The sequence below is a fragment of the Streptomyces sp. CBMA152 genome (genome assembly GCF_014596475.1).
Taxonomy (GTDB): Bacteria; Actinomycetota; Actinomycetes; order Streptomycetales; family Streptomycetaceae; genus Streptomyces.
The window spans coordinates 729,645-752,903 of sequence record NZ_MECJ01000033.1 but is presented as its reverse complement, the minus strand read 5'-3'; the positions used below and the strand labels follow the sequence as shown (position 1 = coordinate 752,903).

Here is a 23,259-nt window from a genome sequence, read left to right as displayed (position 1 = left end):
GCGTAGAGACTCCGCCCCCGGTACGGCAGGGGGCAATTGGGGTGCAAAGGCGGCCCGAGTACGAGGCGTCACGCGTACTCCGTCGGAATCACAGCTTCCCCCCGCGACAGCTGGATCGCGGACATCGGCAGCGCGCCGCGCGCCGCGATGTGCCGCTCGCGGGCGGCGTCCAACGGCTCGCGGGCCACCACCTCGCCGCCCTTGACCAGCTCGACGAGCAGCTGCCGGTCGGCGAGCTCCGCCGGGACCGGCCCGACGCCGATGACCTCGGCCTCGGCGACCCCGTCCGCGTCGGCGCGCCGCGCGGCCCACTTGCGGCCGCCGATCGACGTCTTGCCGCCCGTCGACTTCTTCGCCACCGGCACCAGCGGGGCCTTCGGGTCCGCGCTCTGGGCGCGGGCGACCAGCTTGTAGACCATGGAGCAGGTGGGGTGCCCGCTGCCGGTGACGAGCTGGGTGCCGACGCCGTACGCGTCGACGGGCGCGGCCGCGAGCGAGGCGATGGCGTACTCGTCCAGGTCGGACGTCACCACGATCTTCGTCTTGGTGGCGCCGAGCTCGTCGAGCTGCTGGCGCACCCGGTGGGCGACGAGCAGCAGGTCGCCGGAGTCGATCCGGACCGCGCCGAGCTCGGGACCGGTGATGTCGACGGCGGTACGGACCGCCTCGGCCACGTCGTAGGTGTCCACCAGCAGGGTCGTGCCCCGGCCGAGCGAGTCCACCTGGGCCCGGAAGGCGTCCCGCTCGCTGTCGTGGAGCAGGGTGAAGGCGTGCGCACTGGTGCCGACGGTCGGGATGCCGTAACGGAACCCGGCCGCCAGGTCCGAGGTGGTGGTGAAGCCGCCGACGTACGCGGCCCGCGCGGACGCGACCGCCGCCAGCTCGTGGGTGCGCCGGGCGCCCATCTCGATCAGCGGGCGCCCGGCCGCCGCGGCCGACATCCGCGAGGCCGCGGCGGCGATCGCCGAGTCGTGGTTGAGGATGGAGAGGATCACGGTCTCCAGCAGCACGCACTCCGCGAACGAGCCCTCGACCCGCAGGATCGGCGAGCCCGGGAAGTAGACCTCGCCCTCGGGGTAGCCCCAGATGTCGCCGGAGAAGCGGTAGGAGGCGAGCCATTCGAGGGTCGGCTCGTCGACGATGCCGCGCTCGCGCAGGAAGCCGAGCACGGCGGCGTCGAAGCGGAAGTTCTCGACGGCGTCGAGGACCCGCCCGGTGCCCGCGACCACGCCGTAGCGGCGGCCGTCCGGCAGCCGCCGGGTGAAGACCTCGAAGACGGAGCGCCGGTCGGCGGTACCGCCGCGCAGCGCCGCCTGGAGCATCGTCAGCTCGTACTGGTCCGTGAAGAGGGCGGTCGACGGCACGTCCACCGGCAACCCGAGGTCCGCAGTGTTCATGGCAAGGGATGCTACTCCTTTAACGTCAGAGTGACGATTTCCGGGGCCCGTTTGTGCGACTGCGACATCGAGGTGGCAGCATTAGGTAAGTGAGTGTGGCTCCTGTAGAGATCGAACGGCCCGAGTCGGCGGAGGAGACCTTCGCCGTCCCCGAACCCGATGTGCCCTGGGTGACGCTCGTCCACAACGACCCGGTCAATCTCATGAGCTACGTGCAGTACGTCTTCCAGTCGTACTTCGGCTATCCCAAGGACAAGGCCCGCAAGCTGATGCTCGACGTGCACCACAAGGGCAGGGCCGTGGTCTCCAGCGGCAGCCGCGAGGAGATGGAGCGCGACGTGCAGGCCATGCACGGCTACGGGCTGTGGGCGACGCTCACGCAGGACCGCAACTGATGGCCGGCCTCTTCGAGGCGGTCCCCGGCGGCGGCGCGGCCGTCGCCCTGGACGAGGTCGAGATCGCCATCCTGCGCTCCCTTTCCGTACAGCTCCTGGAACTCATCGGCCCCGGTGACGAGCCGGTCGAGGGCGAGGACCCGCTGGCCGCGCTCTTCTCCGAGGGCCCCAGCGAACCGCCCGCCGACCCGGCGCTCGCCCGGCTCTTCCCGGACGCGTACGACCGGGGTGAGAGCGATGAACTGCGCGAATCCGCCGCCGAGTTCAGACGGTTCACCGAGAAGGACCTGCGTGCCCGCAAGCGCGACGACGCCCTCGCGGTCGTCCGCGCCCTGGACTCGCTGACGCCCAAGGGCGACGGCGGCGCGGTCCTCAAGCTCTCCGCCGACGACGCGAAGCGGTGGCTCGGCGCGCTCAACGACCTGCGCCTCACGATCGGCACGCGCCTCGACGTCACCGACGAGGACGAGGGCGGCGAGCTCTACCGGCTGCCGGACGAGGATCCGCGCAAGCCGATGGTCATGGCCTACCTCTGGCTCGGCGGCCTCCAGGAGACGCTCGTCGAGACGCTGATGGCCTGAATGGCCTGAAGGGTCACCCGGGGGATGGCCGACGGCGGCTGTTTTCCTCCTGTTCGCTCAGCGGACGCTCAAATCCGCATAACGATCCGATTACCGCAACGCCATAGTTTGCGTATCGGTGCGCCCTTTGTCCGGTTCTTCGTGTGGCGTGCGCCACAACCCCGTCTGTGGATCATCGGTAAAGCCGTGATAAATCTTCACGACCACCCAGGGACGCCACCCATGTCCCCGGGGGCGCTTCGACCGGCTGATCGCCGGTGGCACTCCATCCACATCCGGGGGGATCAGGACCTGATCCGCGGCTTCGACCACCGAAGCGGGCGGGTCAGCATGGAGAAAGGCGCACCACCATGACCTCAGTGCAGGTCGACAAGCAGGACGACCGCTCCGGCAATGAGGCCGTGGGGACCGCCCACGACGCCGCCGAGGGCGAGGGATACCAGCGGGGCCTCGGGGCCCGCCAGATCCAGATGATCGCGATCGGCGGAGCCATCGGCACCGGGCTCTTCCTCGGCGCGGGCAAGGCCATCTCGAAGGCCGGCCCCAGCCTGATCCTGGCCTACGCCATCGCGGGCCTGGTCATCTTCTTCATCATGCGCGCGCTCGGCGAGCTGCTGATGTACCGCCCGGTCTCGGGCTCCTTCTCGGAGTACGCCCGTGAGTTCGTCGGCCCGTTCTGGGGCTACGTCACCGGCTGGACGTACTGGCTCTTCTGGGTCGTCACCGGCATCACCGAGGTCACCGCGGCCGCCCAGTACATGGCCTTCTGGACGCACAACGACGTCCCGCAATGGCTGTACGCGCTGGTCTTCACGCTGATCCTGTACGCCGTGAACCTCATCTCCGTGAAGCTCTTCGGCGAGCTGGAGTTCTGGTTCTCGATGGTCAAGGTCACGGCCATCGTCGGCATGATCCTGATCTGCGCCGGCATCCTCACCGTCGGCTTCTCGGACGCGGCCGACACCGCCACCGTCTCCAACCTCTGGAACGACGGCGGCTTCTTCCCCAAGGGCATCGGCGGCACGCTGATGACCCTGCAGATCGTGATGTTCGCCTTCCTCGCCGTCGAGCTGGTCGGTGTGACCGCGGGCGAGTCCAAGGACCCCGAGAAGACGCTCCCCAAGGCCATCAACACCGTGCCGTGGCGTATCGCCGTCTTCTACATCGGCGCCCTGATCATGATCCTCTCGGTCGTCCCGTGGCACGAGTTCAAGCCGGGCGTCAGCCCCTTCGTCGCGGCCTTCGAGAAGATGGGCCTCGGCGTCGGCGCCGCGATCGTCAACTTCGTCGTCCTGACCGCCGCCCTGTCCTCCTGCAACTCGGGCATGTACTCCACCGGCCGTATGCTGCGCGACCTCGCGCTCAACGGGCAGGGCCCGAAGTTCTTCACCAAGCTCACCAAGAGCGGCACCCCGCTGGTCGGCACCACGGTCTCGGCCGCGCTGATGCTGGTCGGCGTCTGGATCAACTACAAGGCGCCGGGCAAGGCGTTCGACTACGTCGTCTCCTTCGCCACCATCTCCGGCATGTGGGCCTGGATCATGATCCTGGTCTGCCAGATCCGCTACCGCGCCAAGGCCGACCGCGGCGAGCTGCCCCAGTCCACCTTCCGCGCCCCCGGTGCCCCGTACACCAGCTGGTTCGCGCTGATCTTCATCTTCATGGTCATCGTGATGATGGGCATCGACAAGGACTCCCGGGTCTCGCTGTACTGCGCCCCGCTGTGGGGCCTGATCCTGGGCGTCTCGTACCTGGTGCTCAAGGCGCGCAACCCCGACAACAAGGCGTTCGCGAAGCGCTCGTAACCGGTCGCTTCTCAGCATTCGGGCCGTCCCGTACCAAGCCTCGGTACGGGACGGCCCGTCTGTTTATCCTTGCGCTCATGCTGACCCTCACCCAGGCGCTGTACGACGAGATCGTGGCGCACGCCCGCGCCGACCACCCCGACGAGGCGTGCGGTGTGGTCGCCGGCCCGGCCGGCACCGACCGCCCCGAGCGCTTCATTCCGATGCTCAACGCGGCCCGCTCGCCCACGTTCTACGAGTTCGACTCGCAGGACCTGCTGAAGCTCTACCGCGAGATGGACGACCGCGACGAGGATCCGGTGATCGTCTACCACTCCCACACGGCGACCGAGGCGTACCCGTCCCGTACGGACGTGACGTACGCGAACGAGCCCGGCGCGCACTACGTCCTGGTCTCCACGGCGGACGCGGACGGCGCGGGCGACTTCCAGTTCCGCTCCTACCGGATCGTGGACGGTGTGATCACGGAGGAAGAGGTCAAGGTGGTGACGGCGTACTGACGCCGTCCCGGCGGGGGAGGGGCGTGGGCGGCATCCTGCCCACATCCTGAGCCGATCTCGTCCGCCAGCTGAGATCACATTCCGGGAAGCGGACCGGGAATCGATACGATGACCGCATGGTTCCCCACGACGTGAGCGAAGAGAAGCCGAGCAGCCCCCTGCTCGTGGCGCGCCTGCACGTCGACCTGTGCCGCCTCGCGAGCGCGATGTGTCCGCGCCCGAGCGCCGCCTGAGCGGCAGCCGCACGCGTACCACTCGTACGTCCGTACTTCCGCAGCACCGCAGGACCGCAGCACCCGCGCCGACCGCGGGCCCTTGCCTTTCTCCCTCTTACGATCTCCCGACAGGAGCCCACGTCATGGCCATCGAGGTCCGTATCCCGACCATCCTCCGCACCTACACCGACGGCGCCAAGGCGGTCGAGGGCAGCGGCGCGACCCTCGCCGAGCTCTTCGCCGACCTGGAGACCCGCCACCAGGGCATCCAGGAGCGGATCGTCGACTCCGGCGAGCTGCGCCGCTTCGTGAACGTCTACCTCAACGACGAGGACGTCCGCTTCCTGGCGGGCATCTCCACCGAGCTGTCCGACGGCGACAGCGTGACGATCCTGCCGGCCGTGGCCGGCGGCATGGTCTGAGGCCGAACGCCGTCATGCGCTACGACTCCGCGCTCGCCGCCGTCGGCAACACGCCGCTGGTCCTGCTTCCCCGCCTCTCCCCGTCGGACGACGTCCGCATCTGGGCCAAGCTGGAGGACCGCAACCCGACCGGCTCGGTCAAGGACCGCCCCGCGCTCCACATGATCGAACAGGCCGAGAAGGCGGGCCGGTTGACGCCAGGCTGCACCATCCTGGAGCCGACCAGCGGCAACACGGGCATCTCGCTGGCGATGGCGGCGAAGCTGAAGGGCTACCGCATGGTCTGCGTGATGCCCGAGAACACCTCCCAGGAGCGCCGCGACCTGCTGAAGATGTGGGGCGCGCAGATCATCCCGTCGCCCGCGGCGGGCGGCTCCAACACGGCGGTACGGGTGGCCAAGGAGCTGGCCGCCGAGAACCCGTCGTGGGTGATGCTCTACCAGTACGGCAACCCCGACAACGCGGGCGCGCACTACGCGACGACGGGTCCGGAGATCCTGGCCGACCTCCCCTCGATCACCCACTTCGTGGCGGGCCTGGGGACGACGGGCACCCTGATGGGGGTCGGCCGCTACCTGCGCGAGCACGTGCCCGGCGTTCAGATCGTGGCTGCGGAACCGCGCTACGACGACCTGGTCTACGGCCTGCGCAACCTCGACGAGGGCTTCGTCCCCGAGCTGTACGACGCGTCGGTCCTGACCAGCCGCTTCTCGGTCGGCTCGGCCGACGCGGTCACCCGTACCCGGGAACTCCTCCGCGAGGAGGGCATCTTCGCGGGCGTCTCCACGGGGGCGGCGCTGCACGCCGCGATCGGCGTCGGCAAGAAGGCCCTGAAGGCGGGCGCCTCGGCCGACATCGCCTTCGTGGTCGCGGACGGCGGCTGGAAGTACCTGTCGACGGGCGTCTACACGGCGGAAACGACGGAAGAAGCGATCGCGACGCTACAGGGCCAACTCTGGGCGTAAGCGCTCGGCGCGGCAGTTCCCCCACCCCGCCCCTTCCCTAAAGCCCTGGGCGGGCGGCCGGGTTCTTTGGCTGCGGGCCGTCTGTGGCTGATCGCGCAGTTCCCCGCGCCCCTAACTACCTAGGGGCGCGGGGAACTGCGCGAGCAACCCAGCACGGTCCGCAGCCGACCAGCTCCCTCGGAGAGTTTCGGGAAGGGGCGGGGAGGGGCCAACACACCTCAGCCCGCCAGATACCGCACCTGATCCCACACCACCGGATCCACCACCCCCACCCGCCGGCGGAACTCCCACACCGAAACATCCCGCAGCTCATCCGTCTCCAGGAAACTGGGACGCCCCTGAGCGTCGCCCACAGTCCCCGGCGGCAGCGGAATCACCCCCGCCTGCTCCTCATGGAACTTGCTGGTGATCTTCGCGACGAGAGCGCGGTCACCCCGTACGGACAGGACCAGGCAGGGCCGGTCCTTCGAGCCGGGCCCGTCCTCGTACGGAACGTCCGCCCACCAGATCTCCCCCGGCGCGGGACGCCGCTCCCGCCCCCGGCGCGGACCAGGGCGCCCCGGAGGACGCAGGCGCCCCCCTGGCCGGGACGGCCGCGGCGCACGCCCCCGCCCGTCCACCACGGCGGCCCCCAGCGCGACCACCACGACGGCGAGCACCGCGAGCCACCAAGACGTGTCCATACCGCAGACGTTACCGGCGCCCACCCCGCCGCGCGCGCCCCGTCCACACACCGCCCGAACCGGTGACAGCGCAGGTGAGTTCCCCCACAACGGCCCGCCACTGAGGAGCGACCGGCAGCGTGGCGCCTTACGCTCGACGGACCGCACGACCTCCCGCCGCCCTCCTCGTCCCCTTGCCGCTCCCGGAGGTTCACGCTCCATGAAGCTCACCGTCGTCGGCTGCTCCGGGTCGTTCCCGTCCGCGGAATCGGCCTGTTCGAGCTACCTCGTCGAGGCCGACGGCTTCCGGCTGCTCCTCGACATGGGCAACGGCGCCCTGGGCGAGCTGCAGCGCCACATCGGTCTCTACGACCTCGACGCGATCTTCCTCAGCCACCTCCACGCCGACCACTGCATCGACATGTGCGGCTACTTCGTCGCCCGCTACTACCGCCACGAGGGCGGCCGCTGCGCCCCCATGCCGGTGTACGCGCCGGAGGGCGCCGAGCAGCGGCTGACCACGGCGTACGCCGACACGCCCTCCGCCTCCTCGATGAGCGAGGTGTTCGACTTCCACACGCTGAAGTCCGGCTCGTTCGACATCGGCCCGTTCGCGGTGCGTACGGAACGCGTCTGCCACCCCGTCGAGGCGTACGGCATCCGGATCGAGCACGGCGGCGCCTCCCTCACGTACTCCGGCGACACCGGCGTCTGCGAGGCGCTGCACGAGCTGGCCGACGGCACCGACCTCTTCCTCTGCGAGGCGTCCTTCACGCACGGCAAGGAGGACATCCCGGCCCTGCACCTCAACGGCCGCGAGGCCGGCGAACACGCCGCCCGCGCCGGCGTCGGCCGCCTGGTCCTCACCCACATCCCGCCGTGGACGGACGGCGACGTCAACCTGGCGGACGCCCGCTCGGCGTACTCCGGCCCGGTGGAACTCGCAGTTCCGGGAGCGGTGTACGAGCTCTGAGAGCGCGTACGCGAAGAAGGGCCCCCGGAACGCTCGGTTCCGGGGGCCCTTCCACGTATCACCTACGGGGCTTACGCCTTCGTCAGGTCCTCGACCTCCTCCTCGGGCTCACGGCCCGGGGTGGTGAGGTTGAACTTGAGGATCGCGAAGCGGAAGACGAAGTAGTAGATCGCCGCGAAGACCAGGCCGATCGGGATGATCATCCAGGGCTTGGTCGCCAGGTTCCAGTTCAGGACGTAGTCGATCGCACCGGCCGAGAAGCTGAAGCCGTGGTGCACGCCGAGCGCCCAGGTGACGGCCATCGAGACGGCGGTCAGGATCGCGTGGATCACGTACAGGACCGGCGCGATGAACATGAACGCGAACTCGATCGGCTCGGTGATACCGGTGACGAACGAGGTCAGCGCGAGTGAGATCATCATGCCGCCGACGGCCTTGCGGCGCTCGGGGCGGGCGCAGTGCGTGATCGCCAGGGCGGCGGCCGGCAGCGCGAACATCATGATCGGGAAGAAGCCAGACATGAACTGGCCGGCGGTCGGGTCGCCGTGGAAGAAGCGCGGCAGGTCGCCGTGCCACATGGCACCGCTGGAGTCCTTGAAGTCGCCGATCTCCTGCCAGGCGACGGTGTTCACGAACTGGTGCATACCGATCGGCAGCAGCGCGCGGTTGACGACACCGAAGATGCCCGCGCCAACGGCGCCGAGGCCGGTCATCCACTCACCGAAGTTGGTGATGACGTGGCCGATCGGCTCCCAGACCAGGCCGAACAGCACACCCATCGCGGTGCCGACGAAGGCCATGAGGATCGGGACGAGGCGGCGGCCGTTGAAGAAGCCGAGCCAGTCGACCAGCTTGGTGCGGTGGTACCGCTGCCAGATGACGGCGGCCAGCAGGCCCATGATGATGCCGCCGAAGACCTTGGGGTCGTTGTACGTCGCGGCGACGTCGACACCCTTGTTGGCGGTGGTGTTCACGACGGCGTCGGTCACCGGGAACGCGGTGAGCACGTTCTTGTAGACCAGGAAGCCGACCAGGGCGGCGAGCGCGGTGGAGCCGTCGGCCTTCTTGGCGAAGCCGATCGCGATGCCGACGCAGAAGAGCAGCGGCAGGTTGGAGAAGACCGCGTCACCGGCGGTCGCGAAGACCGTGGCGACCTTGCCCCAGCCGAGGCCGTCCTTGCCGAAGACATCGTCCTGACCGAGGCGGAGCAGAATGCCCGCGGCCGGCAGTACGGCGATCGGCAGCTGCAGGCTGCGACCGACCTTCTGCAGACCCTGGAACAGGCCGGCACCCCGCTTCTTCGCGGGCGCCGCCGTGGCGGTTGCCGTACTCATCAACTTCCTCCAGTTGGCAAGGCGCCGCCCGGGGGACACGGAAAAGCTCGGGGGGACGGCGGCGTCTCAGGGGGGAACGCGGTCGAGCCCGCGTGGTCTACACCATTGAGTGGTGTAGACCAGTTGTAGCACGGTGAGGGTTAGATAAGGAACCTGCAATTTCTGTGGGGTGGGCCATACATTCCGGCAAGCCGGACAAAGGCCCCGGACCACAGGGTCCAAGGCCTTTGCTGAAGGGCTCTTCGGTTATGCCGCCGTTATTGCGACGCGACGCCGCCGTTATGAAGTGACCTTGCGTATCCGCACGTCCGGCTACCCGTATCCGGGTGGTTCACGCCTTCGTGACGTCCCGTTCCATCTCCTCTTCCAACTCCTCCGGCTCGCGGCCGGGCGTCGGGAGATCGAACTTGATGATCGCGAAACGGAAGAGCGCGTAGTAGACGACGGCGAAGCACAGGCCGATCGGAATGATCAGCCAGGGCTTGGTCGCCAGATTCCAGTTGATGACGTAGTCGATGAGACCCGCCGAGAAACTGAAGCCGTCCTTCACACCGAGCGCCCAGGTCACCGCCATCGATACGCCGGTGAGTACGGCGTGGATCGCGTACAGCAGCGGGGCGATGAACAGGAACGAGTACTCGATCGGCTCGGTGATGCCGGTGACGAGCGAGGTCAGGCCGACCGAGAGCATCAGGCCCGCGACCTGCTTGCGCCGGTGCGGCTTGGCGCAGTGCGCGATGGCGAGCGCCGCGCCCGGCAGCGCGAACATCATGATCGGGAAGAAGCCGGTGGTGAACTGGCCCGCGTTCGGATCGCCCGCCAGGAACATGCTGATGTCGCCGTGCACCACGGTCCCGTCCGGCTTGGTGTAGCTGCCGAACTGGAACCAGATGGGCACGTTCAGGAACTGGTGCAGACCGATGACGAGCAGCGCGCGGTTGGCGACGCCGAAGATGCCCGCGCCCCAGGCGCCGAGCCCCACCAGCCAGTCGCTGAAGTGCTCCAGGCCACTGCCGATCGGCGGCCAGATCCACAGGCAGAGCGCGGCGAAGCCGATCGCGACGAACGACATGATGATCGGGACGAGCCGGCGGCCGTTGAAGAAGCCGAGCCAGTCGACCAGCTTGACCCGGTGGTAGCGCTGCCAGAACCAGGCGGCGAGCAGGCCCATGACGATGCCGCCGAAGACGCCCGGGTTCTGGAACGTGAAGGGCGCAACTGTGCCGTCGTTCGCCTGGCACCCGGCCGCGATCGCCTTCGCCCCGGCGAGGCAGTCCTTGGGGAACTGGTGCAGCACGTTGTAGTAGACGAGGAATCCGGCCACGGCGGCGAGCGCGGTGGAGCCGTCCGCCTTCTTGGCCATGCCGATGGCGACGCCGATGCAGAACAGCAGCGGCAGGCCGATGTTGGCGTCGAGCAGCGCGCCGCCCGCGCCCGCCATGACCTTGGCGACGTCGGTCCAGCCGAGCCCGTCCTTGCCGAACACGTCCGGCTGGCCGAGGCGGTTGAGGATGCCGGCGGCTGGCAGGACGGCGATCGGCAGCTGGAGGCTGCGGCCCATCTTCTGGAGGTTCTGGAACGCGCCGTTCCACCACTTCGGCCGGTCCACTGCCGCGCTGTCCGCGCTCATCGGCGACCCTCCGTCCCGTCCGTCCCGCCGGAACAAGCCAGTTCCGGGATGCGTTGCACACTGGTGTAGACCAGTTGCGGTATCGTCCGGAGCCTGGCCGCACGGGCGCGGTACCGGTGATCGTCATCCTTGGCCAGGGCGCCGGGGCTCGCTCGCGTAACTGGGCCAAACGTGCGTTACGGTGACAAAGCGGAACTGCGGTCGTACGAAGTACCTGCGGTGCGCCGCCACAACGGTCTTTGAAAGAACTGGGAGACAGACATGGCCAGCAAGGCTGAGAAGATCGTCGCCGGGCTCGGCGGTATCGACAACATCGAAGAGGTCGAGGGCTGCATCACCCGCCTGCGCACCGAGGTCATCGACCCGAGCAAGGTCGACGAGGCCGCCCTGAAGGCCGCGGGCGCGCACGGCGTCGTCAAGATGGGCACCGCGATCCAGGTCGTCATCGGCACCGACGCGGACCCGATCGCGGCGGACATCGAAGACATGATGTGAGCGACACGTCTGCCTGAAGAGGGGCTTTCCCGGGTCGGGAGGGCCCCTTTTCGCGTACGGCTGCGACGCTCCCAGGGGGCCCGAAGGGCCATTAAGGGGCGCGGGGAACTGCGCGAGCAAGCGAGCACGGTCCGCAGACGAAAGGGTTCCGGGGCGAAGCCCCGAAAGGGGGTCCGGGGGCGCAGCCTCCGGGAGCGAGACAGCCACGAGCTACGCTCGGGGCATGTCTCGTATCGACGGCCGCACCCCCGAACAGCTCCGCCCCGTAACCATCGAACGCGGATGGAGCAAGCACGCCGAGGGCTCCGTCCTCATCTCCTTCGGCGACACGAAGGTCTTCTGCACCGCCTCCGTCACGGAGGGCGTCCCCCGCTGGCGCAAGGGCAGCGGCGAGGGCTGGGTCACCGCCGAGTACTCGATGCTGCCGCGCTCCACCAACACCCGCGGCGACCGCGAGTCCGTACGCGGCAAGATCGGCGGCCGTACGCACGAGATCTCCCGCCTCATCGGCCGCTCGCTGCGCGCCGTCATCGACTACAAGGCGCTCGGCGAGAACACCATCGTCCTGGACTGCGACGTCCTCCAGGCCGACGGCGGCACCCGCACCGCCGCGATCACCGGCGCGTACGTCGCGCTCGCCGACGCGGTGGCCTGGGCCCAGGCCAAGAAGCTGGTCAAGGCGAACCGCCAGCCGCTGACCGGCACGGTCAGCGCGGTCTCCGTCGGCATCGTCGACGGCGCCCCGCTCCTCGACCTCTGTTACGAGGAGGACGTGCGCGCCGAGACCGACATGAACGTCGTCTGCACCGGCGACGGCCGCTTCGTCGAGGTCCAGGGCACGGCCGAGGCCGAGCCGTTCGACCGCAAGGAGCTCAACGCGCTGCTCGACCTCGCGACCGGCGGCTGCGCGGACCTCGCGGCGCTCCAGGTCGAGGCACTGGGCCGCACGCTCGGCGAGTAACGAGGGGCAACCCGGGGACGCCTCCCCGCGTCCCCACCCATACGGGCGTACGGGCCGAACCGTACGCCCGTCCGCACATCCGGGGGAGGACGCACATGCGCCGCGCGAGCACCGCACTGGCCACCGTCACCGCAGCCGTGGCCCTGTCCACCGTGGTCGGGTGCGGGGCCGTGGACAAGGCGATCGACTGCGTCCGTACGGCCGACGCGATCGCGTCCAGCGTCGACGACCTCGGCCGCGCGGTGGCGAACGCGACGGACAACCCGACCAAGGCCGACCAGGCCCTGGACAACATCGACAAGGACCTCTCCTCGCTCAAGGGCAAGACGGACGACGCCGACCTCTCCAAGGCGGTCGACAACCTCAACAAGGCGGTCGGCAACGTCCGTTCGGCCATCAAGAACGGCGACAACACCCCCGACATCAGCCCGGTAAGGGACGCGGCGAAGGAAGTCGGCAAGGTCTGCACACCGTGACGCACGGCGCGCCCCCGATACTGGGGGCATGACCCGCCTGATCCTCGCCACCCGCAACGCCGGCAAAATCACCGAGCTCCGCGCGATCCTCGCGGACGCCGGACTGCCCCACGAACTGGTCGGCGCCGACGCCTATCCGGAGATCCCCGACGTCAAGGAAACCGGCGTCACCTTCGCCGAGAACGCGCTCCTGAAGGCCCACGCGCTCGCCCAGGCCACCGGACTCCCGGCCGTCGCCGACGACTCGGGCCTGTGCGTGGACGTACTGAACGGCGCGCCCGGCATCTTCTCCGCCCGCTGGGCCGGCGCCCACGGCGACGACAAGGCCAACCTCAACCTGCTCCTCGCCCAGCTCGGCGACATCGCCGACGAACACCGCGCCGCCCACTTCGCCTGCGCGGCCGCCCTGGCCCTCCCCGACGGCACGGAACGCGTGGTCGAGGGCCGCCTGGAGGGCACCCTCCGCCACGAGCCCACGGGCACCGGCGGCTTCGGCTACGATCCGATCCTCCAGCCGAAGGGCGAGACCCGTACGTGCGCGGAGCTGACGGCAGCGGAGAAGAACGCGATCAGCCACCGCGGCAAGGCGTTCCGGGCCCTGGTACCGGTGGTACGGGAGCTGCTGGGCTGACGCCCGGGGTATCACGAAGGGCGTGACGCGGATGCGTCACGCCCTTCGTCAGTGGGCCCGGTGGGACTCGAACCCACGACACACCGGACCTAAACCGGCGCCCTCTAGCCAGCTGGGGTACGGGCCCAACACGCCTACTGTACTGGGCCGTGAGCAGGGGCTGTATGTCGAGATCGGTTCGAGAAGGTGCTCGTCTGGCTGTGGCAGGACGGGCACAGGTACCGCAGGTTCTCGCGGCGGTTGTCCAGTCGGTCGCCGTTCATGTGGTCGATCTCCAGGACCAGGCGTTTGCCGTGCCATGTGTCGCCGGTGCCGCACTCGGCGCAGGCGTGAGGGATACCCAGATCGTCCAGTGCACGCCGCAGCAAGGCGGTCTTGGTCCGCGATGAGCCCGGTGCGAGCCGCCGCAGCACTTCGACTGCCGACTTGCGGAGTGGAGAACCAGTGCCGCGGCGGTGCGCCTGTCCTGTGAAGTGGTCGATTGAGATGCCGTGTGCTTTCACGCTGCGCGCCACTCGCGCGCGGCTGGCACCGTTGTTCTCGATCCCCAGCGCGGTGAGTACTCCGGCCAGGCTGACGGAGTGGGCCACCATCGAGGCGAGCGGTTCTCGCGGGAGGATGCCAGGTACGCGTCCCCGCCCGCGTGTGAAGTGCGTGGTGTCGATGCCGAACTGGTCGAGCTTCTTCCGAATGTGCCCGTATGCGCAGTCGCGAGGGGAGAAGCCCATGTACTCGATCATTTCCCGGATGCTGTGGGAGTGACCGGCGGCTTCCGCGAGGATGTCCTTCGAGTAGGAACGGCGCTCCCGTGCGGGCAGGGCCTCCTCGCGAAAATGTCCTGTGTCGATGGCGTAGTGCTTGAGCCGCATTTCCAGGTAGCGGCGCGGGCCGGCTCCCAGTGGAGCATCCAGTCGCCGCATGAGGTCGACCATGCTGACGGAGTCGGCAGCAGTCCGAGCGAGGAGTCGGCGGGTGTACCTGGGGGTGCTCATGCCGAAGCTCTCCGTCGTCCTCGATAAGTGTCTGTCACCGAATGGCAGTTGGGGCAGAGCAGACGCAGGTTCTCCGGCCGGTTGTCCCACCAGTTCCCATTGATGTGGTCGACCTCCAGCCTGAGTGGCTTGCCGTTCCACTCGGCTCCGATTCCGCACCCCGCGCAGCACTCGGGCACTCCGATCCGAAGGAGCTCCCGCCGCAACCGCGCGCCCGGGATCCTGCCGTCCTCGCGGCTGCGCAGCACGAGAGCGTCGCCCAGCGAGCCCTTCGGGCGCCCATTCCGCGTCTGGGAGAAGTGCGATGTGTCGATTCCCAGAGCCGCGATGCGTCGACTGATATGGGCCTGGTTTCCGCCGACCTGGCTGATCCCCAGATGGCGCACGACGTCCTTGAAGCTGGTCGACGCCGCGACCGCCGAACGCAGGTGCTCCTCGGTGTGGCGGACCTGATTGGTCGCGAGGTGGGCTATGTCGATATCGGCCGCGGCCATCTTCTGCCGCAGATAGCGCCTGCTGCCGGGCGTCGGCCGACCTCCACACCACCGCACCGCGTCGTCGATGTGCTTCGTTTCCCGCGCCGCCTCCTGTAACAGCTCGCGGGTGTACCTGACCCCCATCGTTCCCCTCCGTCCCGGCCACGCGTTCGCAGCCTCGTACGGAGTAACGAACCGAATTCCGGACAGTCACACCCGGGATGTGGAACGGCCCGTACCGGGCAGGGCGCGGTACGGGCCGTTCCGTGGGCGACCAGGGTCGGTCAGAGCCCCAGGTCCTTGATGATCTTGGCTACGTGGCCCGTCGCCTTCACGTTGTACAGCGCGCGCTCGACCTTGCCGTCCTCGTCCACGATCACCGTGGAGCGGATGACGCCGGTGACGGTCTTGCCGTACAGCTTCTTCTCGCCGTACGCGCCGTACGCCTCCAGGACCTCCTTCGACGGGTCGCCGACGAGGGTGACCTTCAGGGACTCCTTCTCGCGGAACTTCGCCAGCTTCTCCGGCTTGTCGGGGGAGACGCCGATGACGTCGTAGCCGTGGCCGGTCAGGAACTCCAGGTTGTCCGTGAAGTCGCACGCCTGCTTGGTGCAGCCGGGCGTGAGGGCGGCCGGGTAGAAGTACACGATGACCTTGCGGCCCTTGTGCGCCGCCAGCGAGACCTCGTTGCCGTCCGCGTCGGGCAGGGTGAAGGCGGGGGCGGTGTCGCCGGGCTGGAGTCGCTCGCTCATGGGGGTCTTCCTCCGGAAGGGCCGAGGGTGGGGCGTACTCGGACAGAGCCTAATGGGGGCCTGTGACAGTGCATCGGCGGCAGAGCTGACAGACTGTCGATGACGGATACCCATGACAGCGACGGAGGCGGCGCAGTGTCGGAAGCCAGGACCCCTGCGCAGATCGAGGCGGACATCAGGAGCCGGCGGGATCAGCTCGCGGTGACCCTCGACGAGATCGGTGTGCGGCTGCACCCCGCGACGATCGTCGGGGACGCGAAGGCCAAGGTCGCCTCGGCCGTGGACCGGACCGCGGGCCGGGCCTTCGTCGCCGTGAACAAGACCGTCTCGGACGTGAAGGCCCAGTTCGTGCACGAGGACGGCGCACCCCGCATGGAACGCGTCGTTCCGGTCGCGCTCCTCGCCGTTGGTCTCGTCGGCCTTCTCGCCATGTCCTCGTCGAAGTCGTCGGCCAGGGCGGCGAAGGCCGCCAAGAAGAAGCGCGGCTGACCCCGCGCGCTCCCTCCCGGCCCCATCCGCGTTCGCCCTTCGGCATACGCCGGGTGCACGGGCAGGTAGGTTCGAGTCCGTGAGCGAGAACACCCACGACAAGCTGCCCATCCGGATGCTCCACGACCGCGTGCTGGTCCGGTCCGACACCCCCGAGGGCGAACGGCGTTCCGGCGGCGGCATCCTGATCCCCGCCACCGCCGCCGTCGGCAAGCGGCTGGCCTGGGCCGAAGTGGTCGCGGTCGGCCAGAACGTCCGGACCGTGGAGCCCGGCGACCGGGTGCTGTACGACCCGGAGGACCGCGCCGAGGTCGAGGTGCGCGGCATCGCCTACGTACTGATGCGTGAGCGCGATCTGCACGCCGTCGCCTCGGAGCGGGTTTCCGAGGATTCGACCGGGCTTTATCTGTAGGCGTCTCAGAAGGGGCTGGTGACCGGTGTCACCAGCCCTTTTGGTTGCCCTTTGCTATCTTTGAAGCACCTAGTAGCACCCCGACGAGACGCGTCGTACCGGGTCAGGACAAGACGACGCACCCCACGCGCGCACGCCCGTACGCGCGTGAACGTCTCTCGGAGGTGCCCGTCATGGCCTGGGTTCTGCTGCTCGTCGCCGGTCTGCTCGAAGTCGGCTGGTCGATCGGGATGAAGTACACCGACGGTTTCACCCGGCTCGGGCCGAGCGTGCTCACCGGCGCCGGGATCGTCGCCTCGATGCTGCTGCTCTCGCAGGCCGCCAAGACCCTGCCCATCGGCACCGCCTACGGCGTGTGGGTCGGTATCGGCGCGGCCGGTGCGGCGGTGCTCGGCATGGTGGTGCTCGGCGAGCCCGCCACCGCCGCCCGGATCTTCTTCGTCTGTCTGCTGCTCGTGGCGGTGGTCGGGCTCAAGGCGACCTCCGGCCACTAGCCGGCCATAGAAGCCATTACCCCGTACGTGTACGCGGCTGGCGGCGCGGGCGGTCCGCGCCACCGGCCGTCGTCCCGGCCGTCGTCGTGCCCTGTGCCGCCCCGCCGGTGCCGCCCGTGCCCGCCGTCGTGCCGCCGGTGGTGGTGCCGCCGTCCGTGGTGCCGCCGTTGGTCGGGCCGGTGGTCGTGGTGCCGCCGTCGGTGGTGCCGCCGTTGGTGGTGCCCCCGTTGGTGGTCCCGCCCTGCGTCTGCCCTTGGGTCTGCCCCTGCGTCTGGCCTTGCGTCTGCCCTTGGGTCTGGCCCTGTGTCTGACCTTGCGTCTGTCCCTGGGTCTGTCCTTGGGTCTGGCCCTGCGTCTGGCCTTGGGTCTGCCCCTGGTCCTGGCCCTGCGTCTGGCCCTGGTCCTGACCCTGGGTCTGGCCCTGTGTGTTCTGGTTCGGGTTCGGCGCCTGTGTCTCGACCGGCGGCGGCATCGCCGCGCCGTCCTGGAGCTGGAGGTCGAAGTCCTGCGGCTCGGTGCCCTTGAGGGCCGCGGCCGTGTACTGCGCCCACACCTGCGCGGGCGGCCCGCCGCCGTTCATGCGGTCCTGGCCCAGCGCCCCGTACAGCGACTTCTGGACGGCCGTGTCGGGGTCCTGGCCCATCACCGCGACGACGGTGGCCAGATCGGGTGTGTACCCGGCGAACCAGGCCGCCTTGTCCTCCTCCGCCGTGCCGGTCTTGCCCGCCGCCGTACGGTTCGCGGCCTGCGCGGCCGTGCCGGTGCCGCCCTCGACGACGCTCTGCAGGATCGAGGTGGTGGTGTCGGCTGACTCGCGGCTGACGGCCTGCTTGGTGTCGTTGGACGGCAGGTCCACCTTTTCACCGTCCTTGGTGACCGACTCGACCAGCGAGTACGTGCCGTGCTTGCCGTGGTTGGCGAGCGTCGCGTACGCCTCGGTCATGTCCAGGACGGACGCGGTCGCGGTGCCGAGCGCGATGGCCGGGCCGTTCGGCATGTCGGGCGTGCTGGACGGGATGCCGAGGGAGACCGCGGTCTGCCGGACCGCCTTGGGGCCGACGTCCACGGCCATCTGCGCGTACACCGCGTTCACCGACTTGTCGGTGGCGGTCCGCACCGTGATCGGCCCGTACGAGACGTCGTCCTCGTTGGCGGGGTTGAAGGCGGTTCCCGACCAGCCTTGTACGAAGCGCTTGTTGGTGCCGTCGTAGATGGTGTTGGGCGTGATGGTCCGCCCGTCCTGCGTCTTGGACGCGTTCTCGACGGCCGAGGTGAAGACGAACGGCTTGAAGGTCGAACCGACCTGGTAGTCGCGCCGGGTCGCGTTGTTGACGTACTGCTTGGTGTAGTCGATGCCCCCGTACATCGCGAGCACCTTGCCGCTCGCCGGGTCGATGGAGGCGCCGCCGACGCGGACGTTGCGGTCGACCTTGCGGTCGGCGCTCACCTTGGACATCACCTTGTCGTCGACGGCGGCGACGAACGCGTCCTGCTTGGCGCGCTGGAGCGTGGTGGTGATCCGGTAGCCGCCCTTGGCCAGGGTGTTCTCGTCGATGATCTTGTTGGTGGTCAGATAGTCCTTGACGGCCTCGACCACATAGCCGCGCTGTCCGGCCATCCCGGCCGCGGGCCGCGCCTTGCCCGGCACCGGGAAGGTGGTGGCGGCCCGTTCGGCCGGGCTCAGCCAGTTCTTCTTGACCATGCCGTCGAGCACGTAGTTCCAGCGCGCCACCGCCTTCCCCTTGTTCTCGGGGTGGGCGACCACGTCGAACGCGCTGGGGGCGTTGAGCAGCGAGGCCAGGTAGGCGCCCTCGGCGGTGGTGACCTTCTCGATGTCCTTGCCGTAGTACGCCTGGGCGGCGGCCTGGATGCCGTACGCGTTGCGGCCGAAGTAGCTGGTGTTGAGGTAGCCCTCCAGGATGTCCGCCTTGCTCACCTCGCGGTTGAGCTTGATGGCGATGAAGAACTCCTTCCACTTCCGGCTGATCGTCTGCTCCTGCCCCAGGTAGTAGTTCTTCACGTACTGCTGGGTGATGGTGGAGCCGGACTGCTTGCCCTTGCCGGTGAAGGTGTTCCAGGCCGCGCGGACCATGGCCTTGGGGTCGACGGCCCGTTCGGAGTAGAAGTCGCGGTCCTCGGCGGCGAGCACGGTGTGCTGCACGGTGAGCGGGATCTGCGCGAGTTTGACGTTCTCGCGGTTGACCTCGCCGTCGCGCGCGAGCTGGCTGCCGTCCGCGTACAGGAAGACGTTGGACTGGGCGGTCGCGGTGGCGTTGGCGGGCGGGATGTGGACGAGCGTGTACCCGGCGATGAAGCCGCCGATGAGCAGCAGGGCGATGACCAGGACGGTCCCGAGCACCCAGCGCCAGCTGGGCAGGAACCGCCGCCAGCCGGTGCGCTTCCTCTTGCTGTCGGGCTGGCCACCGTTCGCCGGGCCGACACCGGGTGCCGGGGCGGCGCCGGGTGCCGCGTCCGGCCCGCCGGACGCCGGGTCCCGAGGGGCCCAGCCGGGCTGTCTCGGCCGGTCCGGCTGCTCGTCGTCGCTCATGTCCCTCTCGCCACTGCGGATGTCGGAATCGCGTCGTACGCCCATATTGCACGTCCGGCCGGGGAAAAGCCGTCGCGCTGGAGCGCCCGCCGGAACTAAGGTCGGGCACTTTGGCACCTAGGACTCGGTGAGGAGGCGGCACGTGCGGTTGTACGCGGTCGTCGCGGCGGGTGGCTTCCGTCGCTACACGACCTACCGGATCGCGACGGCGGCCGGTGTGTTCACCAATACGGTCTTCGGCGTCATCGTGGCCTACACCTATATGGCCCTGTGGAAGGTCCGTCCGCATCTCGGCGGCTACGACCAGTCCCAGGCCTTGACCTATGTGTGGCTCGGCCAGGCCCTGATCATGACGGTCGCCATGATGGGCGGCGGCTTCGAGGACGAGCTCATCGAACGCATCCGTACGGGTGACATCGCAATCGATCTCTACCGTCCCGCCGACCTCCAACTGTGGTGGCTGGCCGGTGACGTGGGGCGGGCGGCGTTCCACCTGCTCGGGCGGGGCGCGGTGCCCATGGCGTTCGGGGCGCTCGCCTTCGACCTCGCGCTCCCGGCCGACCCGCTGCGCTGGCTCGCGTTCCTGTGCGCGGTCTTCCTGGGGATCGTGATCAGCTTCGCGATCCGTTTCCTGGTCGCGCTGTCCGCGTTCTGGCTGATGGACGGGGCGGGCGTCGCGCAGATCTCCTGGCTCGGCGGAATGTTCTTCTCCGGCCTGGTGCTGCCGCTCAACGTCTTCCCGGGCGCGCTGGGCGAGGTGGCGCGCGCCCTGCCGTGGTCGGGGCTGCTCCAGATCCCGGCCGACATCCTGCTGGGCCGCCACACCGGCTGGGGCCTGGTGGCGGCGTACGGGTTCCAGCTCGGCTGGGCGGCTGCGCTGCTCGGCGTCGGACGCCTGCTCCAGGCGACCGCGACGAGGAGGGTGGTGGTGCAGGGTGGCTGAACGCACGATTCAGGGTCCGGACCTTCAGGACGTACGCGGTGTCGACGAGCCCCGCAGGCTCCCGCCCCGCAGCCGCCTCCGCGACGCCGCCGACGGCATCCGCGCGTACCGCCTGATCGCGGGCATGTGGATCCGCTCCACGCTCGCCTACCGGACGTCCTTCGTCCTGACCACCTTCGCCAACTTCGCCGCGACCGGGCTCGACTTCGTGTCCATCCTGCTGATGTTCTCGCACGTGGACGCGCTCGGCGGCTACTCGCTGCCCGAAGTGGCCCTGCTGTATGGGGCGTCGGGCGCCGCGTTCGGTCTCGCCGACCTGGCGATGGGGTCTATGGACCGGCTCGGCCGCCGGGTGCGCGACGGCACGCTCGACACCCTGCTCGTCCGCCCGGTGCCGGTGCTCGCGCAGGTCGCCGCCGACCGTTTCGCGCTGCGCCGCCTCGGCCGTATCACCCAGGGACTCCTGGTCCTCGGCTACGCGCTGCTCACGCTCGACATCCACTGGACGCCGCTGCGGGTGCTGATGATCCCGCTGATGCTGCTGAGCGGCGGGGTCATCTTCTCATCGCTGTTCGTGGCGGGCGCGGCCTTCCAGTTCGTCGCGCAGGACGCCTCCGAGGTGCAGAACTCCTTTACGTACGGCGGCGTCACGATGCTCCAGTACCCGCCGACGGTGTTCGCGAAGGACATGGTGCGCGGCGTGACATTCGTCGTCCCGCTGGCCTTCGTCAACTGGCTGCCCGCGATGTACGTACTGGACCGGCCGTATCCGCTCGACCTGCCGACCTGGCTGGCGTTCGCACCGCCGTTCGTGGCGGTGGGGTGCTGCGCGCTGGCGGGACTGGCGTGGCGGGCGGGACTCAGGTCGTACCGAAGCACAGGAAGCTGACATGGAATCAGATGGCACGTATGTGGACCTCATCGAGCTCGACGGCGTCGAGAAGGTCTTCGAGGTCCGCCGCAAGAGTGGGCGGTTGAAGCGGGAGAAGAAGCAGGTCAGGGCGGTCGACGGGATCAGTTTCCGGGTCGCGCGCGGCGAGATGGTCGGCTACATCGGCCCGAACGGTGCCGGCAAGTCCACCACCATCAAGATGCTCACCGGCATCCTCACGCCCAGCGCGGGCCGGGTGCGGGTGGCGGGCCTGGACCCGTCCCGCGAACGCACGCGCCTGGCCCAGCGGATCGGTGTGGTCTTCGGCCAGCGCACCACGCTGTGGTGGGACCTGCCGCTGTACGACTCGTACCGCCTGGCCCACCGCATGTACCGCATCCCGGACGCCCGCTTCCGCGAGAACCTGGACCGCTGCGTCGAACTCCTCGATCTGGGCGAGCTGTTGGACGTGCCCGTACGTCAGCTCTCGCTCGGTCAGCGGATGCGCGGCGACATCGCGGCGGCGCTGCTGCACGACCCGGACGTGCTGTACCTGGACGAGCCGACGATCGGCCTGGACGTGGTGAGCAAGGCGAAGGTGCGCGAGTTCCTGAGCGACCTGAACGCCGAGCGCGGCACGACGGTCCTGCTGACCACCCATGACCTCACCGACATCGAGCAGCTCTGCAAGCGCGTGATGGTGATCGACCACGGCCGTCTGGTGTACGAGGGCGCGCTGTCGGGGCTGCACGAGGTGGGGGAGAGCGAGCGGACGCTGGTGGTCGACCTGGAACGCGAACTCCCGCCCATCGACGTCCCCCACGCGCGCGTGGTGAAGGTCGAGGGCCCCCGCCAGTGGCTGGCGTTCCCGGCGACGGCCTCGGCGGCGCCGCTGGTGGCGCAGGTCGCGGCACAGTACCCGCTGGTGGACCTGTCGGTGCGTGAGCCGGACATCGAGTCGGTCATCGCTCGGATGTACGCGGACCGGGGCCTTTATTAGGCTGGCGACATGACGAGTGAACCTTCGGGGGCCGGGTTTCCCGAGATGCGTGCGTCCGACGCGGAGCGCGAGCGGGTGGCCGAGGCGCTGCGGGAGGCGGTGGCCGAGGGCCGCTTGGACATGGAGGAGTTCGAGGAGCGCTTGGAGGCGGCCTACAAGGCGCGCACGCACGGGGAGTTGGCGCCGCTGGTGCGCGACCTGCCGGCGCCGGGCGGCAGTGGCGCGGCGGCTCCGGTGTCCTTGCACAAGCCCTCCGGCGAGGGTTCCGTCGAGGTCGACTGGCCGTCGCGGATCGGCGGCACGGCCACCTCGCGGGGTGCGTTCGCGCTCTGGGGCGGATTCGGCCGCCGGGGTACGTGGACGATCGCCTCGAAGTTCACCGCGTTCGCGATGTGGGGCGGCGGCGAGATCGATCTGCGCGAGGCCCGCTTCGAGTCCCGCGAGACGGTGATCCGCTGCTTCACGATCATGGGCGGCATGGGCGTGACGGTCCCGCCCGAGCTCACGGTCAGGGTCCGAGGTTTCGGCCTTATGGGCGGTTTCGGCGACCGGGCGACGGGGGACGGCACGCCGGGTTCACCGACCGTGACGATCACCGGATTCGCGCTGATGGGCGGGATCGGGGTGGAGCGAAAGCTCCGCAAGGCGGCGAAGCGCCAGCTCAGGGAGTCGGGCGGGGCGGGTCGCGACCAGGTGGAGGGCGGGGGCCCGCGCAAGGAGCTGGGCTGACAGCGGAGATTCGCTGCACTTGTCCGTGTACGTGCTGCCGGGAACTCCACGTGCGTCCCGGGAGTCCCTGAGGTAGGGACAATTGCGTACGGGGTGGTGCGCGCGGCGCGG

Annotated in this window: 27 protein-coding genes, 1 tRNA gene and 1 riboswitch; of the genes, 19 read left to right on the top strand and 9 right to left on the bottom strand. The window is 69.2% G+C overall.

Features of this window, described 5'->3' with window-relative positions; genetic code table 11:
- Positions 1–68 precede the first annotated feature (68 nt).
- Entirely contained in the window at positions 69–1,397 is a 1,329-nt protein-coding gene (locus BG418_RS36310; RefSeq protein ID WP_188278298.1) for a nicotinate phosphoribosyltransferase, read from the bottom strand.
- An 89-nt stretch (positions 1,398–1,486) separates the two neighbouring features.
- On the opposite strand from BG418_RS36310, the gene clpS reads away from it, so the two are divergent.
- From clpS to BG418_RS36280, 7 genes are all read left to right on the top strand, one after another.
- Entirely contained in the window at positions 1,487–1,792 is a 306-nt protein-coding gene (gene clpS, locus BG418_RS36305) for an ATP-dependent Clp protease adapter ClpS (protein WP_188278297.1), read from the top strand.
- Complete coding sequence (locus BG418_RS36300; RefSeq protein ID WP_188278296.1) at positions 1,792–2,373, top strand: DUF2017 domain-containing protein; 582 nt, start codon at positions 1,792–1,794, stop codon at positions 2,371–2,373. The genes clpS and BG418_RS36300 overlap by 1 nt, the downstream gene beginning before the upstream one ends.
- 350 nt (positions 2,374–2,723) lie before the next feature.
- Entirely contained in the window at positions 2,724–4,178 is a 1,455-nt protein-coding gene (locus BG418_RS36295) for an amino acid permease (RefSeq protein WP_188278295.1), read from the top strand.
- A 77-nt stretch (positions 4,179–4,255) separates the two neighbouring features.
- Positions 4,256–4,678 carry a Mov34/MPN/PAD-1 family protein gene (locus tag BG418_RS36290; RefSeq protein WP_188278294.1) on the top strand — a complete coding sequence of 141 codons (423 nt, stop codon included), beginning with the start codon at positions 4,256–4,258 and terminating at the stop codon, positions 4,676–4,678.
- Positions 4,679–4,794: 116 nt separating this feature from the next.
- Complete coding sequence (locus tag BG418_RS41030; protein ID WP_317453872.1) at positions 4,795–4,911, top strand: putative leader peptide; 117 nt, start codon at positions 4,795–4,797, stop codon at positions 4,909–4,911.
- Positions 4,912–5,036: 125 nt separating this feature from the next.
- On the top strand, positions 5,037–5,315 hold the full coding sequence (locus BG418_RS36285; protein ID WP_188278293.1) for a MoaD/ThiS family protein: 279 nt from the start codon (positions 5,037–5,039) through the stop codon (positions 5,313–5,315).
- 14 nt (positions 5,316–5,329) lie between these two features.
- The gene (locus tag BG418_RS36280; protein ID WP_188278292.1) at positions 5,330–6,280 is read left to right on the top strand and encodes a PLP-dependent cysteine synthase family protein; all 951 of its coding nucleotides are present in this window, start codon (positions 5,330–5,332) and stop codon (positions 6,278–6,280) included.
- Positions 6,281–6,498: 218 nt separating this feature from the next.
- On the opposite strand, the gene BG418_RS36275 is transcribed toward BG418_RS36280, so the two are convergent.
- A complete protein-coding gene (locus BG418_RS36275) occupies positions 6,499–6,963 on the bottom strand; it encodes a type II toxin-antitoxin system PemK/MazF family toxin (RefSeq protein WP_188278291.1) in 465 nt (154 codons plus the stop codon).
- Between the two features lie 199 nt (positions 6,964–7,162).
- Here BG418_RS36275 and BG418_RS36270 point away from each other — a divergent pair, with 199 nt between their 5' ends.
- Positions 7,163–7,915: an MBL fold metallo-hydrolase gene (locus BG418_RS36270; RefSeq protein ID WP_188278290.1), complete on the top strand. Its 753-nt coding sequence runs from the start codon at positions 7,163–7,165 to the stop codon at positions 7,913–7,915.
- A gap of 71 nt (positions 7,916–7,986) precedes the next feature.
- On the opposite strand, the gene BG418_RS36265 is transcribed toward BG418_RS36270, so the two are convergent.
- Both BG418_RS36265 and BG418_RS36260 read right to left on the bottom strand, forming a co-directional pair.
- Entirely contained in the window at positions 7,987–9,249 is a 1,263-nt protein-coding gene (locus tag BG418_RS36265) for a PTS transporter subunit EIIC (RefSeq protein WP_188278289.1), read from the bottom strand.
- A gap of 331 nt (positions 9,250–9,580) precedes the next feature.
- Complete coding sequence (locus BG418_RS36260) at positions 9,581–10,879, bottom strand: PTS transporter subunit EIIC (protein WP_188278288.1); 1,299 nt, start codon at positions 10,877–10,879, stop codon at positions 9,581–9,583.
- A 261-nt stretch (positions 10,880–11,140) separates the two neighbouring features.
- On the opposite strand from BG418_RS36260, the gene BG418_RS36255 reads away from it, so the two are divergent.
- The 4 genes from BG418_RS36255 (at position 11,141) to rdgB (ending at position 13,442) form a co-directional block, all read left to right on the top strand.
- Complete coding sequence (locus tag BG418_RS36255; protein ID WP_019886687.1) at positions 11,141–11,374, top strand: glucose PTS transporter subunit EIIB; 234 nt, start codon at positions 11,141–11,143, stop codon at positions 11,372–11,374.
- 223 nt (positions 11,375–11,597) lie between these two features.
- Positions 11,598–12,335 (top strand): ribonuclease PH, encoded by a 738-nt coding sequence (rph, locus tag BG418_RS36250; RefSeq protein ID WP_188278287.1) that lies wholly within the window; start codon positions 11,598–11,600, stop codon positions 12,333–12,335.
- Between the two features lie 95 nt (positions 12,336–12,430).
- Complete coding sequence (locus tag BG418_RS36245; RefSeq protein ID WP_188278286.1) at positions 12,431–12,811, top strand: hypothetical protein; 381 nt, start codon at positions 12,431–12,433, stop codon at positions 12,809–12,811.
- Positions 12,812–12,839: 28 nt separating this feature from the next.
- Entirely contained in the window at positions 12,840–13,442 is a 603-nt protein-coding gene (gene rdgB / locus BG418_RS36240; RefSeq protein ID WP_188278285.1) for an RdgB/HAM1 family non-canonical purine NTP pyrophosphatase, read from the top strand.
- Between the two features lie 52 nt (positions 13,443–13,494).
- On the opposite strand, the gene BG418_RS36235 is transcribed toward rdgB, so the two are convergent.
- From BG418_RS36235 to bcp, 4 genes are all read right to left on the bottom strand, one after another.
- Positions 13,495–13,569, bottom strand: a tRNA-Leu gene (locus BG418_RS36235).
- A 7-nt stretch (positions 13,570–13,576) separates the two neighbouring features.
- Positions 13,577–14,374, bottom strand: a complete 798-nt coding sequence (locus BG418_RS36230; RefSeq protein ID WP_399001636.1) for an HNH endonuclease — start codon at positions 14,372–14,374, stop codon at positions 13,577–13,579.
- 56 nt (positions 14,375–14,430) lie between these two features.
- On the bottom strand, positions 14,431–15,054 hold the full coding sequence (locus BG418_RS36225; RefSeq protein ID WP_188278283.1) for an HNH endonuclease: 624 nt from the start codon (positions 15,052–15,054) through the stop codon (positions 14,431–14,433).
- 140 nt (positions 15,055–15,194) lie between these two features.
- On the bottom strand, positions 15,195–15,662 hold the full coding sequence (bcp, locus tag BG418_RS36220) for a thioredoxin-dependent thiol peroxidase (protein ID WP_188278282.1): 468 nt from the start codon (positions 15,660–15,662) through the stop codon (positions 15,195–15,197).
- Between the two features lie 135 nt (positions 15,663–15,797).
- On the opposite strand from bcp, the gene BG418_RS36215 reads away from it, so the two are divergent.
- From BG418_RS36215 to BG418_RS36205, 3 genes are all read left to right on the top strand, one after another.
- The gene (locus BG418_RS36215) at positions 15,798–16,151 is read left to right on the top strand and encodes a DUF3618 domain-containing protein (protein ID WP_188278281.1); all 354 of its coding nucleotides are present in this window, start codon (positions 15,798–15,800) and stop codon (positions 16,149–16,151) included.
- Between the two features lie 79 nt (positions 16,152–16,230).
- Positions 16,231–16,563, top strand: a complete 333-nt coding sequence (locus BG418_RS36210; protein WP_067159470.1) for a co-chaperone GroES — start codon at positions 16,231–16,233, stop codon at positions 16,561–16,563.
- A gap of 48 nt (positions 16,564–16,611) precedes the next feature.
- Positions 16,612–16,686, top strand: a riboswitch (guanidine-III (ykkC-III) riboswitch).
- 50 nt (positions 16,687–16,736) lie between these two features.
- Positions 16,737–17,057 carry a multidrug efflux SMR transporter gene (locus tag BG418_RS36205; protein WP_188278280.1) on the top strand — a complete coding sequence of 107 codons (321 nt, stop codon included), beginning with the start codon at positions 16,737–16,739 and terminating at the stop codon, positions 17,055–17,057.
- Between the two features lie 16 nt (positions 17,058–17,073).
- Here BG418_RS36205 and BG418_RS36200 read toward each other — a convergent pair whose 3' ends face one another.
- Positions 17,074–19,605 carry a transglycosylase domain-containing protein gene (locus BG418_RS36200; RefSeq protein WP_188278279.1) on the bottom strand — a complete coding sequence of 844 codons (2,532 nt, stop codon included), beginning with the start codon at positions 19,603–19,605 and terminating at the stop codon, positions 17,074–17,076.
- A 142-nt stretch (positions 19,606–19,747) separates the two neighbouring features.
- On the opposite strand from BG418_RS36200, the gene BG418_RS36195 reads away from it, so the two are divergent.
- From BG418_RS36195 to BG418_RS36180, 4 genes are read left to right on the top strand one after another with little or no spacing between them, the layout of a single operon-like run.
- On the top strand, positions 19,748–20,548 hold the full coding sequence (locus BG418_RS36195) for an ABC-2 family transporter protein (protein ID WP_188278278.1): 801 nt from the start codon (positions 19,748–19,750) through the stop codon (positions 20,546–20,548).
- Complete coding sequence (locus BG418_RS36190; protein WP_317453871.1) at positions 20,541–21,437, top strand: ABC transporter permease; 897 nt, start codon at positions 20,541–20,543, stop codon at positions 21,435–21,437. Before BG418_RS36195 ends, BG418_RS36190 begins: the two co-directional genes overlap by 8 nt.
- 1 nt (position 21,438) lies before the next feature.
- Entirely contained in the window at positions 21,439–22,419 is a 981-nt protein-coding gene (locus BG418_RS36185; RefSeq protein WP_188278277.1) for an ATP-binding cassette domain-containing protein, read from the top strand.
- A gap of 45 nt (positions 22,420–22,464) precedes the next feature.
- The gene (locus tag BG418_RS36180) at positions 22,465–23,148 is read left to right on the top strand and encodes a DUF1707 domain-containing protein (RefSeq protein ID WP_188278375.1); all 684 of its coding nucleotides are present in this window, start codon (positions 22,465–22,467) and stop codon (positions 23,146–23,148) included.
- The last annotated feature ends 111 nt before the right edge of the window (positions 23,149–23,259 follow it).

Coding starts and splice junctions, on each gene's coding strand:
- BG418_RS36310 (WP_188278298.1), bottom strand. CDS start 1,397: ATGAACACTGCGGACCTCGGGTTGCCGGTGGACGTGCCGTCGACCGCC.
- BG418_RS36300 (WP_188278296.1), top strand. CDS start 1,792: ATGGCCGGCCTCTTCGAGGCGGTCCCCGGCGGCGGCGCGGCCGTCGCC.
- BG418_RS36295 (WP_188278295.1), top strand. CDS start 2,724: ATGACCTCAGTGCAGGTCGACAAGCAGGACGACCGCTCCGGCAATGAG.
- BG418_RS36290 (WP_188278294.1), top strand. CDS start 4,256: ATGCTGACCCTCACCCAGGCGCTGTACGACGAGATCGTGGCGCACGCC.
- BG418_RS41030 (WP_317453872.1), top strand. CDS start 4,795: ATGGTTCCCCACGACGTGAGCGAAGAGAAGCCGAGCAGCCCCCTGCTC.
- BG418_RS36285 (WP_188278293.1), top strand. CDS start 5,037: ATGGCCATCGAGGTCCGTATCCCGACCATCCTCCGCACCTACACCGAC.
- BG418_RS36280 (WP_188278292.1), top strand. CDS start 5,330: ATGCGCTACGACTCCGCGCTCGCCGCCGTCGGCAACACGCCGCTGGTC.
- BG418_RS36275 (WP_188278291.1), bottom strand. CDS start 6,963: ATGGACACGTCTTGGTGGCTCGCGGTGCTCGCCGTCGTGGTGGTCGCG.
- BG418_RS36270 (WP_188278290.1), top strand. CDS start 7,163: ATGAAGCTCACCGTCGTCGGCTGCTCCGGGTCGTTCCCGTCCGCGGAA.
- BG418_RS36265 (WP_188278289.1), bottom strand. CDS start 9,249: ATGAGTACGGCAACCGCCACGGCGGCGCCCGCGAAGAAGCGGGGTGCC.
- BG418_RS36260 (WP_188278288.1), bottom strand. CDS start 10,879: ATGAGCGCGGACAGCGCGGCAGTGGACCGGCCGAAGTGGTGGAACGGC.
- BG418_RS36255 (WP_019886687.1), top strand. CDS start 11,141: ATGGCCAGCAAGGCTGAGAAGATCGTCGCCGGGCTCGGCGGTATCGAC.
- rph (WP_188278287.1), top strand. CDS start 11,598: ATGTCTCGTATCGACGGCCGCACCCCCGAACAGCTCCGCCCCGTAACC.
- BG418_RS36245 (WP_188278286.1), top strand. CDS start 12,431: ATGCGCCGCGCGAGCACCGCACTGGCCACCGTCACCGCAGCCGTGGCC.
- rdgB (WP_188278285.1), top strand. CDS start 12,840: ATGACCCGCCTGATCCTCGCCACCCGCAACGCCGGCAAAATCACCGAG.
- BG418_RS36230 (WP_399001636.1), bottom strand. CDS start 14,374: ATGGTCGACCTCATGCGGCGACTGGATGCTCCACTGGGAGCCGGCCCG.
- BG418_RS36225 (WP_188278283.1), bottom strand. CDS start 15,054: ATGGGGGTCAGGTACACCCGCGAGCTGTTACAGGAGGCGGCGCGGGAA.
- bcp (WP_188278282.1), bottom strand. CDS start 15,662: ATGAGCGAGCGACTCCAGCCCGGCGACACCGCCCCCGCCTTCACCCTG.
- BG418_RS36205 (WP_188278280.1), top strand. CDS start 16,737: ATGGCCTGGGTTCTGCTGCTCGTCGCCGGTCTGCTCGAAGTCGGCTGG.
- BG418_RS36200 (WP_188278279.1), bottom strand. CDS start 19,605: ATGAGCGACGACGAGCAGCCGGACCGGCCGAGACAGCCCGGCTGGGCC.
- BG418_RS36185 (WP_188278277.1), top strand. CDS start 21,439: ATGGAATCAGATGGCACGTATGTGGACCTCATCGAGCTCGACGGCGTC.
- BG418_RS36180 (WP_188278375.1), top strand. CDS start 22,465: ATGCGTGCGTCCGACGCGGAGCGCGAGCGGGTGGCCGAGGCGCTGCGG.